This window comes from Bacillus sp. FJAT-22090, assembly GCF_001278755.1.
Taxonomy (GTDB): Bacteria; Bacillota; Bacilli; order Bacillales_A; family Planococcaceae; genus Psychrobacillus.
On record NZ_CP012601.1, the window covers coordinates 1,498,845 to 1,514,734 of the forward strand.

The following is a 15,890-nucleotide window of genomic DNA, read 5'->3' on the forward strand; positions in this document are numbered from 1 at the left end:
ACCTACACTTTCTCTCGTGTATTTTTTCCAAAGATTCCTGCTGGTCTAAAAATTAGTATAAGAATTAAGATAATAAATGCAGCAGCATCTCTCCATAACGAGAACCCTAATGCACTAACAATCGTTTCAACTACTCCTAATACTAATCCACCTACCATAGCTCCAGGTATTATTCCAATACCTCCAAGAACTGCGGCAACAAATGCTTTTACACCAGGAATAACACCCATTAGCGGATCTATCTTTGTATAATACACACCAAAAATTACACCTGCTGCTCCAGCTAATGCAGAACCAATTGCAAAAGTAGCAGAAATAGTATTATCTACATTAATACCCATTAGCTTTGCAGCCTCAGTATCATGAGAAACCGCTCTCATCGCTTTACCAGTTTTCGTTTTATGAACAATAAATTGCAATAATATCATCAATACAACTGAAACAGACAAAATTAAAATAGACTGAACGCTTATTTGTGCTCCAAAGATATCAAAAGAACGATTTGAGAACACATCTGGGTAAGCTTCTGGTTGAGCACCTCTAATGTAAATTACACCGTATTCTATTAATAGAGATACACCAATAGCAGTAATAAGAGCAGCAATTCTTGTAGCATTTCTTAATCGCTTGTATGCAATGCGTTCAATAATTACACCAAAGAGTGCACAAGCTGCCATTGATAAAATAAGTGCTGGGAAGAATCCTAATCCAAACACAGTAATCGAATAGAACCCGATAAAAGAGCCTACCATGAACACGTCACCATGGGCAAAGTTAATCAATTTAATTATTCCATAAACCATTGTGTAACCTAGGGCGATTAATGCGTATATACTGCCGAGTGAAATACCGTTAATCAATTGTTGTAACCATTCCATAAAGTTTCACTCCTTTAATTCAAAGTTTCTAGAAATAGAAAAGGAGGGATATAATCCCCCCTATATAAAACATGTTAATCTTAAGGATTAACTTTAGTGTTAAACACTTGCTCACCATTTACGAATTCGATGATAGTTGCTGATTTAATAGGATGATGAAATTCGTCTACAGAATACAATCCTGTAACTAGTTCTAAGTTGTCTGTAGCTTCAAGCGCTTCTTTAATTTTTGTTCCATCTAATGAACCCGCACGTTCAATCGCATCTTTCAAAAGATAAACTGTATCATATCCAAGTGCGTGGAATGAGTTTGGTGCTTCTCCATACTTTTCAGTAAACTTGTCAGCAAATTCTTTCGCTTTACCATCTGGATCTTCAGCAGAATAAGCAGTAATAATAAAAGTATTATTTAATGCATCTGCTCCAGCTAAGTCCACAATAGTTGGTGAATCCCAACCATCAGCACCCATTAATGGAACTTCTATTCCCAATTCACGAGCTTGCTTTACAATTAAACCAACTTCTTCATAATATCCAGGAATAAAAACAAAATCCGGATTAGAACCTTTAATACGAGTTAGTGTAGAACGGAAATCAGTATCTTTTGCTACATATGATTCTTTCGCAACAATAGTACCTCCTGCTGCTTCAAAGTCTTTAATGAAAGATTCTGCAAGACCTTTCGCATAATCACTCGCATTATCTGCATAAACTGCTGCAGTTTTAACTTTTAGTTCGTTTGCAGCAAAGTTTGCTGCAACTGTTCCTTGAAAAGGATCGATAAATGCCGTACGGAATGTATATGGATTTACTTTTCCATTTTCTCCAACAGTTACTGTAGTACTAGTCCCAGAAGGAGATATCATAGGAGTTTTATTGTCCGTCGCAATTTGTACTTGAGCCACTGAGTTCCCGCTAGTTGCAGCACCGATAATAGCTGTAACTTTGTCTTGACTAGTTAACTTAATAGCTGCACTTGTTGCTTCTGCAGCATCAGACTTGTTATCTACTTTAATAAGTTCAATTTGTTTTCCATCAATACCACCGTCAGCATTGATCTCCTCAACAGCTAATTCTATTGCGTCTGCCTCGGATGAACCATAGGAAGCTACAGCTCCAGAAAGTTCTAAGTTGGCACCGATTTTTATAGTATCTCCCCCATCGGAACTACTACCCTCTTCTCCACCTGAACATCCAGCAAGCACTCCTGCTAAAAGGGATGATGCAAGGAAAAGTGAAGCAAATTTTTTTAACTTCATAAATATTTTACCCCCTGTTTTTTGATAGTTCTGAAAATATAAGCTATACTACTTTTCTTTTTTATAAGTATTCTCTCAGACTATCAATATATTGTTTAGAACAATCTCATTGTAAAACAAACTTCAAATTCAGTCTATACTAATTTTTCGATTAATTCTCAAATTTCTATCATTAGGTTAATATAGTATTTTGACTCACCTCAAAAGTCCTTGATAATACTACGTTTGCTTTATTTCGTAACCCTCAATATAATACTTTCGAATCATTTATATTATTCATTTATTATTAAAATTTCTATCATTCTCACTAATAAATTCTTTAATTCACAGAAAAATTTAAATAAAATGATTGTTTTTACTTTTTCATCTCTGTTCGTTATACTATTAATTAGTTCGATATCCGTAATATTAAGGAGTGATAAAATGGTTAAAAGTTTACCAATTAGATCAGATGTAAAATTAGAAGAAACATGGAATTTGAAAGACTTGTTTAAAACAGAAGAAGATTTTAACGATTCTTTAAAGGAAATAGAGAAACTTGCAGATTATTTTGAAGAGAAATATAAAGGAAAAATCAATCAGCCGTCTATTATTTTAAAGGCTTTAAAAGACTATTCTGCTTTATATGAAAAACTAACACCAGCTGGAACTTTTGCAAGTTTGTCTCTTAGCACAGACCAGACAAATACAGATGCACAAATGCGCGGAAGTAAATTCTCTTCCCTAGCTGCAAAAATAAGTAGCAAGCTTTCATTTTTAAATAGTGAGCTTGTGGAGTTACCTGACGAAGTTTTACAAGAAGCAATAGCGGAGGGTGCAGAATATCAAAATTTTTTACAAAAGCTACTTACAAAAAAACAATATCAATTACACCCTGAAGTAGAAAAGACTCTAGCAGCATTTTCTTCAACCTTTAATGCACCTTATAAATTGTATGATACAACCAAAATGTTAGATATTTCCTTTAATGATTTTGAAGTGAACAATTCCTCCTACCCTCTTAGTTATGTTCTATTTGAAAATGATTGGGAAGCAGAATCAGATACAAGTGTAAGACGCGCAGCTTTCAAAGCTTTTTCGAGTAAATTAAAGGATTATCAACATACGACTGCAAAAACATATGATATGCACTTACAAATAGAAAAAACAACATCTGATTTAAGAGGTTATAACTCTATTTTCGACTACTTATTATTAAACCAAGAGGTCGATCGTAGTTTGTACGATCGACAAATCGATTTAATTATGAAAGAACTTGCACCACATATGAGAAAGTATGCAAAGCTTCTTCAGCAAGTACACGGATTAGATAAAATGACTTTTGCAGATTTAAAAATCTCACTTGATCCTTCTTATGAGCCTAAAATCTCAATTGAGGAGTCAAAAAAATATATAACAGATGCTTTGGAAGTAATGGGTGAAGAATATATACAAATGGTGGAACGTTCCTACAAAGAGAGATGGATCGATTTTGCACAAAATACCGGCAAATCAACTGGGGCCTTTTGTTCAAGCCCATATGGTAACCACCCCTATATTCTTATTTCTTGGTCTAGCAGAATGAACGAAGTATTTGTTCTTGCACACGAACTAGGGCACGCCGGTCATTTCTATCATGCAAATAAAGAGCAAAATATATTTAACGCCCGCCCTTCTTTGTATTTTATCGAAGCTCCTTCTACAATGAATGAAATGCTCATGGCCAATCATTTATTAGAAAACTCAAATGACCCTAAATTTAAAAGGTGGGTAATTTCTTCAATAGTAGCTAGAACATACTATCATAATTTTGTTACGCACTTATTAGAGGCAGCTTATCAAAGAAAAGTTTATGAAAGAATTGATGAAGGACTACCAGTTAATGCACAAATTTTAAATGAATATAAAAGAAGTGTATTGGAAGAATTCTGGGGCGATGCAGTAGAAATTACTGACGGTGCTGAATTGACATGGATGAGACAACCTCACTACTACATGGGGCTATACCCATATACTTATAGTGCCGGCCTTACAATCTCTACACAAGTATCTAAGCGCATCTTAGATGAAGGTAAAGCTGCGGTAGATGATTGGATTAACGTATTAAAATCAGGAGGAACGAAATCCCCTGTTGAATTAGCAAATATGGCCGGAGTAGATATTACAACAGAGAAACCGTTAAGAGATACGATAGAGTACATCGGTTCCTTAGTTGATGAGTTAATAATATTAACAAATGAGATAGATAAATAATAAAAAAAGCTAAACCTATAAAGGTTTAGCTTTTTTTTGTACATCTACTCTTTTTACAAAGAAAGCAAGTATTAAAGCAACAACTGTAACTAGCGTAGCTATAAAGAAGGTAAAGTTAATACCCTCCAACATCGCCTTCATACCCAGCTCTGCTTGGAATTGCACTAAGCCTTCCGTGTTGGTAGGCACTTTCCCTGCTGCTGCGGCTTCGGTTGCAAGCACTTTAGCTGAAGACTCCATCTTTGCATTCATAATTGTTAGGAATATGGCAGACCCGATTGCACCTGATACTTGTTGTAACGTATTGTTCATCGCAGTTCCATGTGGGTTCATATTCATTGGCAACTGATTTAATCCATTAGTCATTATTGGCATCATAATCATAGACATACCAAACATACGGATTGTATAGACTGCCATTATATAATAATAATCTGAGTCTTGCGCTAAGTCACTCATTAAATATGTTGCGATGGTTGTAATAATCAGACCAGTAATCGCTAAAACTCTAGCACCGTACTTATCAAATAGCTTACCGGTTATTGGTGACATTAATCCCATTGCAATAGCACCAGGTAGCATGAGCAGACCCGAATGAAATGGTGATATACCTCGAATAGTTTGAACATAAAGAGGTGTTAAAATCATCCCCGAAAACATTGCAGCTGAAACAACAATCGAAATTACGGATGACAAAGCAAACATTGGATATTTATAAATTCTAACGTCCAACATTGGTTCATCTAATTTTAATTGTCTCCATACGAAAACAATTAATGAAATAAATCCAACAATAATAGTTCCGTAAACAATTGGTGCGTCCCATCCTTTATCCCCAGCAGTACTAAATCCATAAAGCAATGCACCAAAACCGATACTGGATAGTATCAATGAGAATACATCCAGATTAACTTTACTATTAGGAGTAATATTGCGTAATTTAAATATAGCAAACAATAATACTATTATCGCAAACGGCAAAATAATCTCAAATAATACACGCCATTCATAATGCTCCAAGATAAATCCTGATAAAGTAGGTCCGATTGCAGGTGCTAATATCATTACTAAACCGAACATACCCATTGCAGATCCGCGTCGTTCAATCGGAAAAGCAGTTAACATAACATTCATAAGTAAAGGCATCATCATTGCTGATCCCGCTGCCTGTATCATGCGGGCCAAAATTAGTACCCAAAATTCTGGTGCAAACGCGGCAAGCGCTGTACCTGCAGTAAATAATACCATTGCTGTAATAAATAATTTTCTATTCGAAAATCTTTGAACAAAAAATGCACTAGCCGGAACTAAAATCCCGTTCACTAACATATACCCTGTCGTTAGCCATTGTACAATGGAAGGTTTCACTTTAAACTCTGTCATAATGGTTGGTAGAGCTACATTGAGTAGTGTATTATTCAAAAAAGCGATGAACGCGCCAACAAATAGTATCGCAATCATGGCATATGGTGGTTTTTGTTGCTCGTGGTTCATTATTGTTGTTCCCCCTAAATTTCTTTCTTCTCTGCTATGACACTTTGATTATTTTATACTCCTAGTTTAAAAAAATCAAACATAATATACTTGTACAATCAAAATGGTTTGATAAATCCTTATTTAACAGTTAAAATAGGAATTATACTATTAGTCTAAAAGGTGAAAATATGAATACAAAAAAAAGAAATGTATTACAAGCAGCAAAACATCTTTTTATTGAAAAGGGTTTTAGATCTACATCCGTTCAAGATATTATTGATGAAGCAAATATTTCAAAGGGGACCTTTTATAATTATTTCTCCTCTAAAAACGAGTGTATTGTAGCAATAATAGAGAGCGCTAGAGAAGAAATCTTGATAAAAAGAAGAGAGTTGCATACTTCACAAAATGGATCTGATTTAAATGTATTGATCGAGCAATTGACTGTTCGAATGAATATATATAGAGACCAAAAACTTTTTCCACTTTTTGCATCTATTATCCATTCACAAGATATAGAGTTACGAGATCTAATAAAGAAGAATTATTTTGAAGAAATCAATTGGTTGTCGAAGAGAATTGAAGATATTTATGGAGAGAAAACAAGAAATGTCTCTACAGATTGTGCTGTATTGGCCATTGGCATGATTCAACAATTGCAACACCCATGGATTAATCAAATAGCAAATATTTCACTTGATCATTTAGTCAAGTTTGTCATGAGAAGAATTGAGTCGATTATTTATGAGATGACGAAGACAAACGACTCTTTATTGAACAAGTCACTCTTTGATTTAAATACAGTTGATGAAATTAAATCAAAACAACAGGTTGTAGAGCAACTAGAAAACTTTTATTTAGAAGAAAAAGAAAAAATGAATCAAAATGATCTGCAAACACTTGAATTTGTTTTAGAAGAATTTTCGAAAGAAAAGCCACGCCTATTTTTACTAGAAAAAATCATTCCCACATTAACGGAATCGTTTTCCGGAACAACTTTGGAACAAAGATCCTTACCGATTATTTTTAACTTGTGGCAAATGATAGACAAATGGGGAGCTGATAATAATTGAACGATAAAGTTATTGAGCAATATCAAAATGATGAAAAAATGATGATAAACTTATATGCCCAATGGTGCGTAAACCATGAAATAGATGCCGTTAAATTATATAAACAAGCTTACCCTTCCCAACAGGACAACGAATTACTTGTATCAATAATAGATGATACTGAAAAAAATAGTCTACAAGTCAATACGGATACATTACTGCAAGTTTTACAGCTATTCGGAAATGACGATTTAGCTTTTGAGGTTTCCCAAGCAGCTCTAAAGCAAAAATAACCACTATATAGTGGTTATTTTAATTGGAGTATATTCAGTTTTGTAGCATTATCAAGTAATTGTTCCTGACTATTAATTTTTAAACCATCTGTTTCCCTATAATGATAATTACCATTGGAATCTTGTATTCTCGCTTTTGCTGTGTCATTTATTTCTAACTTTAAAATATCAATTATTCTTTTTTTAATGGATGGAGACAAAATTGGAAATAGAATTTCCACTCGTTTTACCATATTTCTAGTCATCATATCTGCAGAGGATAAATACAACCTAGATGCCCCATTTCGATGAAACCAATAGATTCGTGAGTGTTCTAAAAATCTTCCAACAATGCTTATGACAATAATATTTTCACTTACGCCTTTAATCTGTGGTCTTAAACAACAAATCCCTCGAACTATCAACTCAATTTTCACACCAGCTGCCGAAGCCTCATACAATTTTAATATTAGATCCTTATCAGTTAATGAGTTCATTTTGAGAATTATATGACCGTTATGAAAAGCTTTATGATATTCTATCTCTTCATCAATTAAGTAGAGAAATTTATCTCGAATATCATAAGGAGAGACTACTAATTTTTTGTATTCTGGCTTATTTGTATAACCACTTAAAAAGTTAAAAAATCTGGTAGCATCCTGCCCTATTTTTTTATTTGTCGTAATGATCCCCATATCAGTATATATATTAGCAGTTTGATCATTATAATTACCTGTTCCTAAATGGACAAATTGTTCTATTTTTTTATTCCTTCTTCGAACGACTAGCGTTATTTTGGAATGAGTTTTTAAGTTATGCATCCCGTATATAACTAAGCATCCTGCTTTTTCCAATTCTTTTGCCCAATGAACATTCTTTTCTTCATCAAAACGAGCTTTTAGTTCAACTAAAACGGTGACTTGTTTTCCATTCTCCGCAGCTCTTTTTAAAGCTCTTATTATTGGTGAATTTCCGCTTACACGATATAAAGTCTGTTTTATAGCTAAAACAGTTGGGTCATCTGCTGCTTTTTCAACAAAGTCAACAATTGGTTGGAATGACTCATATGGATGATGAAAGAATAAATCTTGTTTTAAGGCTTTCATATAAATATCCTCCCCCGTTGCAATATCCTTGGGAGGTTGAGGTATAAATGACTGATAAAATAAATGATCATATTTCCCTTCAAATGCCTTAATAAATGAAAACAAAAATGTAATATCCAATGGTCCTTCTATTTTATATACATCTTCAAAAGATATTTCTAGCTCATCTAACAGATAGTGTAGAATTTTCTGCTTAATTTCGGTTGATTTAACCTCAAGCCTACTTACAGCTCCCCATTTTCGTTTCTTTAATTCTTTTTCAATCTCAATTAATAAATCACGGGCACCTTCCTCATGGATGGTTAAGTCAGCATTACGGGTTATTCGAAATGGATTGGCATATTTAATATGGTATCCATGAAATAATTTATGTATGTTTTCAATGATTACATCTTCTAAAAGCACAGCAGCAAATGAACCATCTTTTGTAGTAACCTGAATGAATCGATTTAAGACAGAAGGAACCTGAACAATAGCAAACTTAGATTGTTCTAACGATATATTCTTTTCATCTTCTATCATAACTAAAATATTCATCGTCTTACTCAGCAAAATTGGGAATGGTCGGTAAGCATCTACAGCAATGGGAGTTAAAACAGGAAAAATTTGTTCTTCGAAAATTGTATTTAATTCTTGTTTTTGTTCATGTGATAATTGATTAAAAGTTAATAAAGAAATTCCTTCATTTGGTAACTTCAACTCGATTAAATCTTTATAAATCTTCATTTGTCTACTTACAAGATTTCTTGTAATGATCGAAATTTGCTCCAGTTGTTGTTTAGCTGTTAGACCCGCCTTATTTTCAGGTTTGTTAAATCCAACTCTTACTTGGTCCTGTAATCCAGCTACTCTTACCATAAAAAATTCATCTAAATTTGAACTAAATATCGCTAAGAACTTTAATCTTTCAAGTAAAGGATTGGTTTCATCCTCAGCCTCTTGTAAAACCCGTTCATTAAAGGCAAGCCAGCTGATTTCTCGATTATTATAATAAGCATAGTCATCAAATCGATGATCTTCTGTACTCTCCAAGCTCATGTAGTTTATTCCTCCAAAATCATAAATTCTATCTGTACGTCTTTACTACATATTTTTCCTACATGCTTTTTTAATTTTTCTGCTTGATATTTTTCCAACATAAAATTATTAGATACAATAAAAGTTATCGTTACGTTACTTGCTAAATTTTCAAGAAAAACATCCATAATCGATGATCTACTCAGTATATCTAATCCTTTTATAAATCTAAATAACGCACCAATATCACGTAGTTGTTTTATTTCTCTCTCATTCAAAAAAGCTGGCAATGAATTTACGTATCGTTTAAAAGTCTCTCTATTTTGATAGGAAGCAAGTAAGGCAAGCTTTAATCGTTCTTCGTTAGATACTCCATTTATGGATAGATTTGTTATTAGGTAAAATGTATGTTGGCTGGCAGCATCTTGATCTATATGTTTTCCGATATGATAAAGCTGATACGCATAATATAAAAGTTCTTCATTTTCTAATGGTTGAATATATTTCCATTGTACAAAGGACATGTATATCTTTTGAAATATTTCATATAAATGAGAAACTTCCAATTCATGTACATGAAACTTTCCTAATATATGACGAATGGATTTCTTAATCACTTCATTTTTATTAAAATCTTCCGGAAATTTTTCTACCAACTGAGAAAAAATTATACCTTCGCGTAAACCTTTTTTACTATAAACCATTGACGGAGCATCCACTACTTCCATTAAAGTACGAAATGTTTCTAACGCAGGGATAATAATATCTGAACGATCACTTGAAAGTCCGTCTATTTTTTTCAACCCATCCGCTGAACATTGCGCAAACATAAAACTAATTTCTTGTATGTCTTCTTTCTTTAATTCATATTGGTGAATTCCATTTAAAGGAAAGCTTTTTCGTTGCTGATCAACAAGCGCTAAATTTCGCGCACTTCCTCCAATTGTAATAATCGGTACTTGTAATTGGTTTAACCACCCTAAAGAACAGAACTGTTCACTCACATAATTTATGAGTTCTAACTTTTCTTCATCCGTAATGGTTGTCCCTTTCATAAACTTTCCTTTTAATGAGACTGTTCCAAATGAAAAACTATGAAAACGAATAATGTTTTTATCTTTAAAATACGTAACCTCGGTACTTCCACCACCCATATCAATTGTTACTGCATCAGAGATATTAGTAGAATGAATTACAGCAAAGTACCCATAATATGCTTCTTGCTCCTCTGATAAAATTTGTAGGTTTAACCCTACTTCAGTCTTCACAATCTCTAAAATTTCTTTCTGGTTTCTTGCTTGCCTGATCGCAGCAGTAGCTGCAGCAAAGACGTCATTTACTTGGATATCTAATAATATCTCTTTAAATTTGGTAAGTGTTTCTATTAATATGTTAATACCTTCTGTACTTAAATTTCCATTTCTCAATATGTACATACTCAATCTTGCTACTGTTTTGAAATTATGATGTTCAACAAGGCCTTGAGAGGAATTGTAGCTATATACAACAAGTCGAATAGTGTTTGACCCAATATCAATAATTGCTTTTTGATCTGTTTTTATTGTCATAAAACTCTCACTCCTCTATTACTAATTTTATCCGATTTTGCTCAACTAAATGTTAAGCTTTTGTAAATGATGTATTCTTAAATTTCTGAATATATTTTATTGTACAATATCCATTTCTATTGTAAAAATTAAGTAATTTTTCCTTCTTATATACCGTAATGATTTTTGTTAATGTACAATATTAGTAATAAAGAGGGGGAATAATAAGAAATGGGGAAATTTACAAAGCAAGAAAATAGTTGGGCTCTTTATGATTGGGGTTCTTCCGCTTACTCGATCATTATAACAACTGCAGTATTTCCAATATTTTATAAATCTTCTGCGACAGCTGCTGGTGTAGATGGGGCGGATTCAACAGCTTATCTTGGTTATACAATCGCAATATTCACTTTTATTTTAGCTATGCTTGGTCCAATTTTAGGTTCAATCGCAGATTATCGTGGCATGAAAAAGAAATTTTTCACTTTTTTCTTTGTACTAGGAGTTACATTTACTGCATTACTAGCATTTGTTCCCTATGATAATTGGTTACTATTATTAATTTGTTATACATTAGCTGCACTCGGAGCAACTGGCGCAAATGTTTTTTATGATGGATTTATTGTTGATGTAACGACGGATAAACGAATGCACACAGTTTCAGCAAGAGGTTACAGTTTAGGCTACATTGGAAGCACTATTCCCTTTTTAATTAGTATTGTTATTATTTTGTTAGCAGGCAAGGAAGTAATTCCTCTTTCAAGCATTAATGCTAGTCGGATTGCATTCCTAATTACAGCTACATGGTGGATCGTGTTTTCTATTCCTTTATTCAAAAATGTCCAACAGATATACTTTATTGAACGTGATGGTAACCCGGTTATTCAAAGCTTTAAACGCTTAGGTATTACATTTAAAGAAATACGAAAATACCGAGCATTGTTCTTATTTTTACTAGCGTACTTTTTCTATATTGATGGAGTCGGAACAATTATTAGTATGTCTACTGCATATGGTACAGATCTAGGACTTGACACTACCGGGCTATTACTAGTGCTTTTCGCGACTCAGATAGTAGCTGCACCATTCGCTATACTGTTTGGCAAACTTGCAGGAAAATTTTCCGAGAAGAAAATGCTTTATGTCGGCATAATCATTTATATTATTGTATGTATTTATGCAGTTTTCTTAGAAACAATTGTAGATTTTTGGATTTTAGCAATGCTAGTTGCAACTTCCCAAGGCGGTATTCAGGCTCTCAGTAGATCATACTTCGGGAAATTAGTACCAAAAGAAAATTCAAATGAGTTTTTTGGATTTTACAATATTTTCGGCAAGTTTGCTTCTATTATGGGTCCACTATTAGTAGCATTTACTGCTCAACTTACAGGAAAATCAAACTATGGCGTGTTTAGTTTAGTTGTCTTATTTATTATCGGCCTTTTCATTCTATCGAGAGTCCCTGAACCAAAAGAAGCAGCACCAGTTGATGAAGTTGTTTCCACATCATAATAAACAAGAGACATGCTAAGCATGTCTCTTCAGACTGTAGACAAACTCAAAGAAATTTGAAATTGTCTATAGTCTTTTTTTATTTACAATACATAGTAAGAAATCGTCAATTTCCGTTTCAGGCGCTACGCTTTCCACGGGCACGGCCTCAGCCTTCTCCCTCGCTTCGCTCAGTCCGGGTGCTTCGGCTCGTGCTGTTCCCGTAGGAGTCTTCGCGCCTTCCATTCCAATCGACTAGTGTTGGCTAGTTTAAAAAGTGTTGAGGTTCTAAATCTTCTAAGAAGTTGAGGTGTTGAATATCATGATGACCAAAAACCAAATCAATGAACGTGAACAACTTGAAATGCTAACATTGAGAAGCTGTACCGAAACACCATTTGGTTCGTAAATTAGATGCCATGTTTAGCATAATGAAAGTTTTGGAAAACTAAAAAAGTGTTTTAGCACCATAGAATACTTGAAACACGGATGTGCACTTGCTTTGCATGAGCCTCCGCAGGATGAGTCGCTTCTTTTAAGGGTCTTATTCTTCGGGGTCTTGCGGCGTGGGAGGCGCACATCTTATTTTCCACTGTTGATAAAAAAATCCTTTTTTATAAGCCATTGATTACAGTATTTAAGATTATCAATATTATGTAGCACATTTTATTAGAAAACCTTTTATTTATGATAACTGACAACTGCATTTGCGCCTTCCTAGCCGTATGACGTCAGTATGAGACAGTTGATGCGCTGCCTAGTGCAAATAGCGGCTCAAGCAAACGTTCGGGAAGCTTCGAATGCATATAGATATGTAGTATTCCATATAACCTAAACCCTAATTAATTTGCTCATTTAGGACCAGAATCTACTTTATTGAAATTTTGTTTTGAATGAGTTTTCTTTTAGTCCAAATAAGAGTGAAAATGAGAAATAACTCAAATGCATTGGTCACTGCCCCACTTTCAACATTTATAGGTATCGCACTTCCAATCGTCATGATAAATACACCTATAAAAAACAGCACCCACTTTGTTTTTACCCATAGAACAACACTACATAAAATTAGTATCAGTGTTACAAACAAAATCATTAATGGTGGTCCAGAAACCTCTTCTATTGTTCCGTACCTTAGAACATCAAATTCCTGTATTGGTATTAATTTGATTCCAATTGTTTCAACAATAAGCTCTAATCCAATCATACCTAGTGTATAAATAATAGTTGCAGCTTTTACCCAAGTCTTTTGAGCCCATTTGAGCCCACTTTCCTGAAGTGTACCTACTGAAAATATAACTAAGAGTGGTGTAAAAAGAGCATGAAACCAAAACCTCGCTAAATTTAAACTTTCTAAGAAAGAACTTTCTCCAATCCATCTACCAATTGCAATGATATAATTATCATAAACAAGTGCTATTACAATTAAATAGATAACATTAGTCCACTTATGCAGTCCTTCCTTTCTGATTCCTTTTAATCCAATTAAGAGAAACATTAAATAAGCAAGTGTAAAAACAATATATAAAATTGTATCCAGTTTCCGTCACCCCCCTCACATTCTATATCCCCTTCTTTGTTCTTACTTAATCCGGTTATTCAGTCTTCTTAATATTTTTTGGCTAAAAGAGTAGTGGTAATACCAACAGAAACTACAGTGATGCAAGAATACAATAATGATACAGAATCGACTAGGAGACTCCCCATGACTACTACTAATATATCAATCGATAGAATCCCTAATCCCGGATTAATGCGTAACATTTTAGAGATCATCTGAGCAAGTAGATCTGTTCCACCAATTGTTATGTCTGATCGAAGCATTAAACCAATTCCTAGGCCAACAAAAATCCCACCACTTATCGCTCCAGCCAATTCATTCGTAATTAATTTCTGCCCTGCAATATGTAAAGGATAGAAGAAATCAATGATTACTGAAGAAAATAATAATCCATGAATACCATTATAAAAAAATGTTCGATAGTTCATCCAAGCTATTAAAAATATCGGCAAACTGACACAAATAATAGCAATCCCAACTTTTACATTAAATAAATAATGAATGATTAAACTTATACCAATGGCTCCACCGTCCAATAGATGATAAGGAACAATAAAAAAATTGATTCCTATTGCTATTAAAATACTTCCTAAAAAAATAATAAGAGACTTTTGTAAAAACATGATCATCACCTTTCCGCATATAAAAATATATGTTTGAGGAATGAAAAAAACACAGGAAAAAAATAATCCTGTGTTCGATAATCTTATGTTATTTTGATTGGGCAAAAGTTGACGGCATTACAACTGCAATTACTTCTCCTTTAGCACAAAGTACGTCACCTGCAAATACTTCAGTTGTCACTTTCCATTTCTTCGGATGAATCTCTTCTACTGTACCTATCGCTTTAAGCAACACATTTTTCGGAGTAGGTTTTAAGAAGTCGACATGCAATGAGCCTGTTACGAAACGAGGTGGTGTTTCACCGCTTCCTGGCTCATGACCATTCTTCCGATGTAAAGCAAGAGATGCGGATCCTGTCCCATGGCAATCTACCAGTGCACCTATTAATCCTCCGTACACAAATCCAGGTATTGCAATATGTTCTTCTCTTGGCTCATATACAGTTTCCGTCTGGTCCCCATTCCAGTACGTTCGTAAATGATACCCGTCTTCGTTTAATCTACCACACCCATAACACCAAGCAAAATCATCTGGATAGTCATCCTGAATAGCGCGAATATTTTCTTCCATCTCTCAAATCCCCCTTGTTTTTAAAGATACTTATATAATACTTCTCTTCTATCTTGAAATATAGGAATTCTTTTTCGAACATCTTCAATTTCATTTATATCAATATCCACTAGTTTAACCTTTTCTTCATTTTCGCCTACCCACAATACTTCTCCCCAAGGGGCTATTACCATCGAATTACCATTAAATGAATTGTTTGGATCACTTCCTACACGGTTTACAGCAACAATAAAAATTTGATTTTCAATAGCTCTTGCCTGCAACAATATTTTCCAGTGATCAATTCGTGCATCTGGCCATTGAGCTGGAATAAACATTACCTTTGCACCACTTAATGCATGAGCTCGTGTCCATTCAGGGAAGCGTAAATCATAACAAATAATTCCACCCATTTTGACACCATCTAATGTAAATAGGTTCTTTTCATTACCTTCTTCCAAATAATGGTGTTCATCCATTAATTTAAATAGGTGTGCCTTGTTATATTCGGAAATTATCTCTCCATGAGAATTTGTAACGTACATTGTATTGTAAAACTGATCCCCTTTTTTGGTAGAAACAGATCCCCCAACTATATGAATGTTTAATTCTTTGGACAATCGAGAAAATAATTTTTTCGTAGTTTCGCCTTCCAAGTCCGCGATTTCTTTTAATCTCTTTAAATCATACCCTGTATTCCACATCTCTGGTAATACAACAATTTTAGCTCCTAAAGAGGCTGCTTCTCTTACTTTTTCTTCAACCTTCAAAAAATTTTCTTTTGGCGCTCCAAACGCAATATCTAATTGAACACATGCAACTTTCATTT

Annotated in this window: 13 protein-coding genes; 4 read left to right on the forward strand and 9 right to left on the reverse strand. The window is 33.9% G+C overall.

The window, feature by feature from the left end; genetic code table 11:
* Positions 1-2: 2 nt before the first annotated feature.
* Positions 3-878, reverse strand: a complete 876-nt coding sequence (locus AM499_RS07940; protein WP_053589697.1) for a branched-chain amino acid ABC transporter permease — start codon at positions 876-878, stop codon at positions 3-5.
* Positions 879-958: 80 nt separating this feature from the next.
* Complete coding sequence (locus AM499_RS07945; RefSeq protein WP_053589698.1) at positions 959-2,137, reverse strand: ABC transporter substrate-binding protein; 1,179 nt, start codon at positions 2,135-2,137, stop codon at positions 959-961.
* A gap of 423 nt (positions 2,138-2,560) precedes the next feature.
* Here AM499_RS07945 and pepF point away from each other — a divergent pair, with 423 nt between their 5' ends.
* Positions 2,561-4,369: an oligoendopeptidase F gene (pepF, locus tag AM499_RS07950; protein WP_053589699.1), complete on the forward strand. Its 1,809-nt coding sequence runs from the start codon at positions 2,561-2,563 to the stop codon at positions 4,367-4,369.
* 15 nt (positions 4,370-4,384) lie between these two features.
* Here pepF and AM499_RS07955 read toward each other — a convergent pair whose 3' ends face one another.
* Positions 4,385-5,863, reverse strand: a complete 1,479-nt coding sequence (locus AM499_RS07955) for a DHA2 family efflux MFS transporter permease subunit (RefSeq protein ID WP_053589700.1) — start codon at positions 5,861-5,863, stop codon at positions 4,385-4,387.
* A 170-nt stretch (positions 5,864-6,033) separates the two neighbouring features.
* Between AM499_RS07955 and AM499_RS07960 the strand changes: the two genes are divergently transcribed.
* On the forward strand, positions 6,034-6,918 hold the full coding sequence (locus tag AM499_RS07960; protein ID WP_053589701.1) for a TetR/AcrR family transcriptional regulator: 885 nt from the start codon (positions 6,034-6,036) through the stop codon (positions 6,916-6,918).
* Positions 6,915-7,190 (forward strand): hypothetical protein, encoded by a 276-nt coding sequence (locus AM499_RS07965; protein ID WP_231687545.1) that lies wholly within the window; start codon positions 6,915-6,917, stop codon positions 7,188-7,190. Before AM499_RS07960 ends, AM499_RS07965 begins: the two co-directional genes overlap by 4 nt.
* Before the next feature lie 14 nt (positions 7,191-7,204).
* On the opposite strand, the gene AM499_RS07970 is transcribed toward AM499_RS07965, so the two are convergent.
* Positions 7,205-9,313, reverse strand: coding sequence for an RNA degradosome polyphosphate kinase (locus AM499_RS07970; RefSeq protein WP_053589702.1), 2,109 nt, complete (start codon positions 9,311-9,313; stop codon positions 7,205-7,207).
* A gap of 5 nt (positions 9,314-9,318) precedes the next feature.
* Positions 9,319-10,860 carry a Ppx/GppA family phosphatase gene (locus AM499_RS07975; RefSeq protein ID WP_053589703.1) on the reverse strand — a complete coding sequence of 514 codons (1,542 nt, stop codon included), beginning with the start codon at positions 10,858-10,860 and terminating at the stop codon, positions 9,319-9,321.
* Between the two features lie 210 nt (positions 10,861-11,070).
* Between AM499_RS07975 and AM499_RS07980 the strand changes: the two genes are divergently transcribed.
* On the forward strand, positions 11,071-12,351 hold the full coding sequence (locus AM499_RS07980; RefSeq protein WP_053589704.1) for an MFS transporter: 1,281 nt from the start codon (positions 11,071-11,073) through the stop codon (positions 12,349-12,351).
* Positions 12,352-13,198: 847 nt separating this feature from the next.
* Here AM499_RS07980 and AM499_RS07985 read toward each other — a convergent pair.
* From AM499_RS07985 to AM499_RS08000, 4 genes are all read right to left on the reverse strand, one after another.
* Positions 13,199-13,825 (reverse strand): hypothetical protein, encoded by a 627-nt coding sequence (locus AM499_RS07985; RefSeq protein WP_053589705.1) that lies wholly within the window; start codon positions 13,823-13,825, stop codon positions 13,199-13,201.
* 110 nt (positions 13,826-13,935) lie between these two features.
* A complete protein-coding gene (locus AM499_RS07990) occupies positions 13,936-14,511 on the reverse strand; it encodes a YitT family protein (RefSeq protein WP_331457310.1) in 576 nt (191 codons plus the stop codon).
* A gap of 88 nt (positions 14,512-14,599) precedes the next feature.
* Positions 14,600-15,082, reverse strand: a complete 483-nt coding sequence (locus AM499_RS07995; RefSeq protein ID WP_053589706.1) for a PaaI family thioesterase — start codon at positions 15,080-15,082, stop codon at positions 14,600-14,602.
* A gap of 20 nt (positions 15,083-15,102) precedes the next feature.
* Positions 15,103-15,888 carry a carbon-nitrogen family hydrolase gene (locus AM499_RS08000; RefSeq protein ID WP_053589707.1) on the reverse strand — a complete coding sequence of 262 codons (786 nt, stop codon included), beginning with the start codon at positions 15,886-15,888 and terminating at the stop codon, positions 15,103-15,105.
* Positions 15,889-15,890 lie beyond the last annotated feature (2 nt).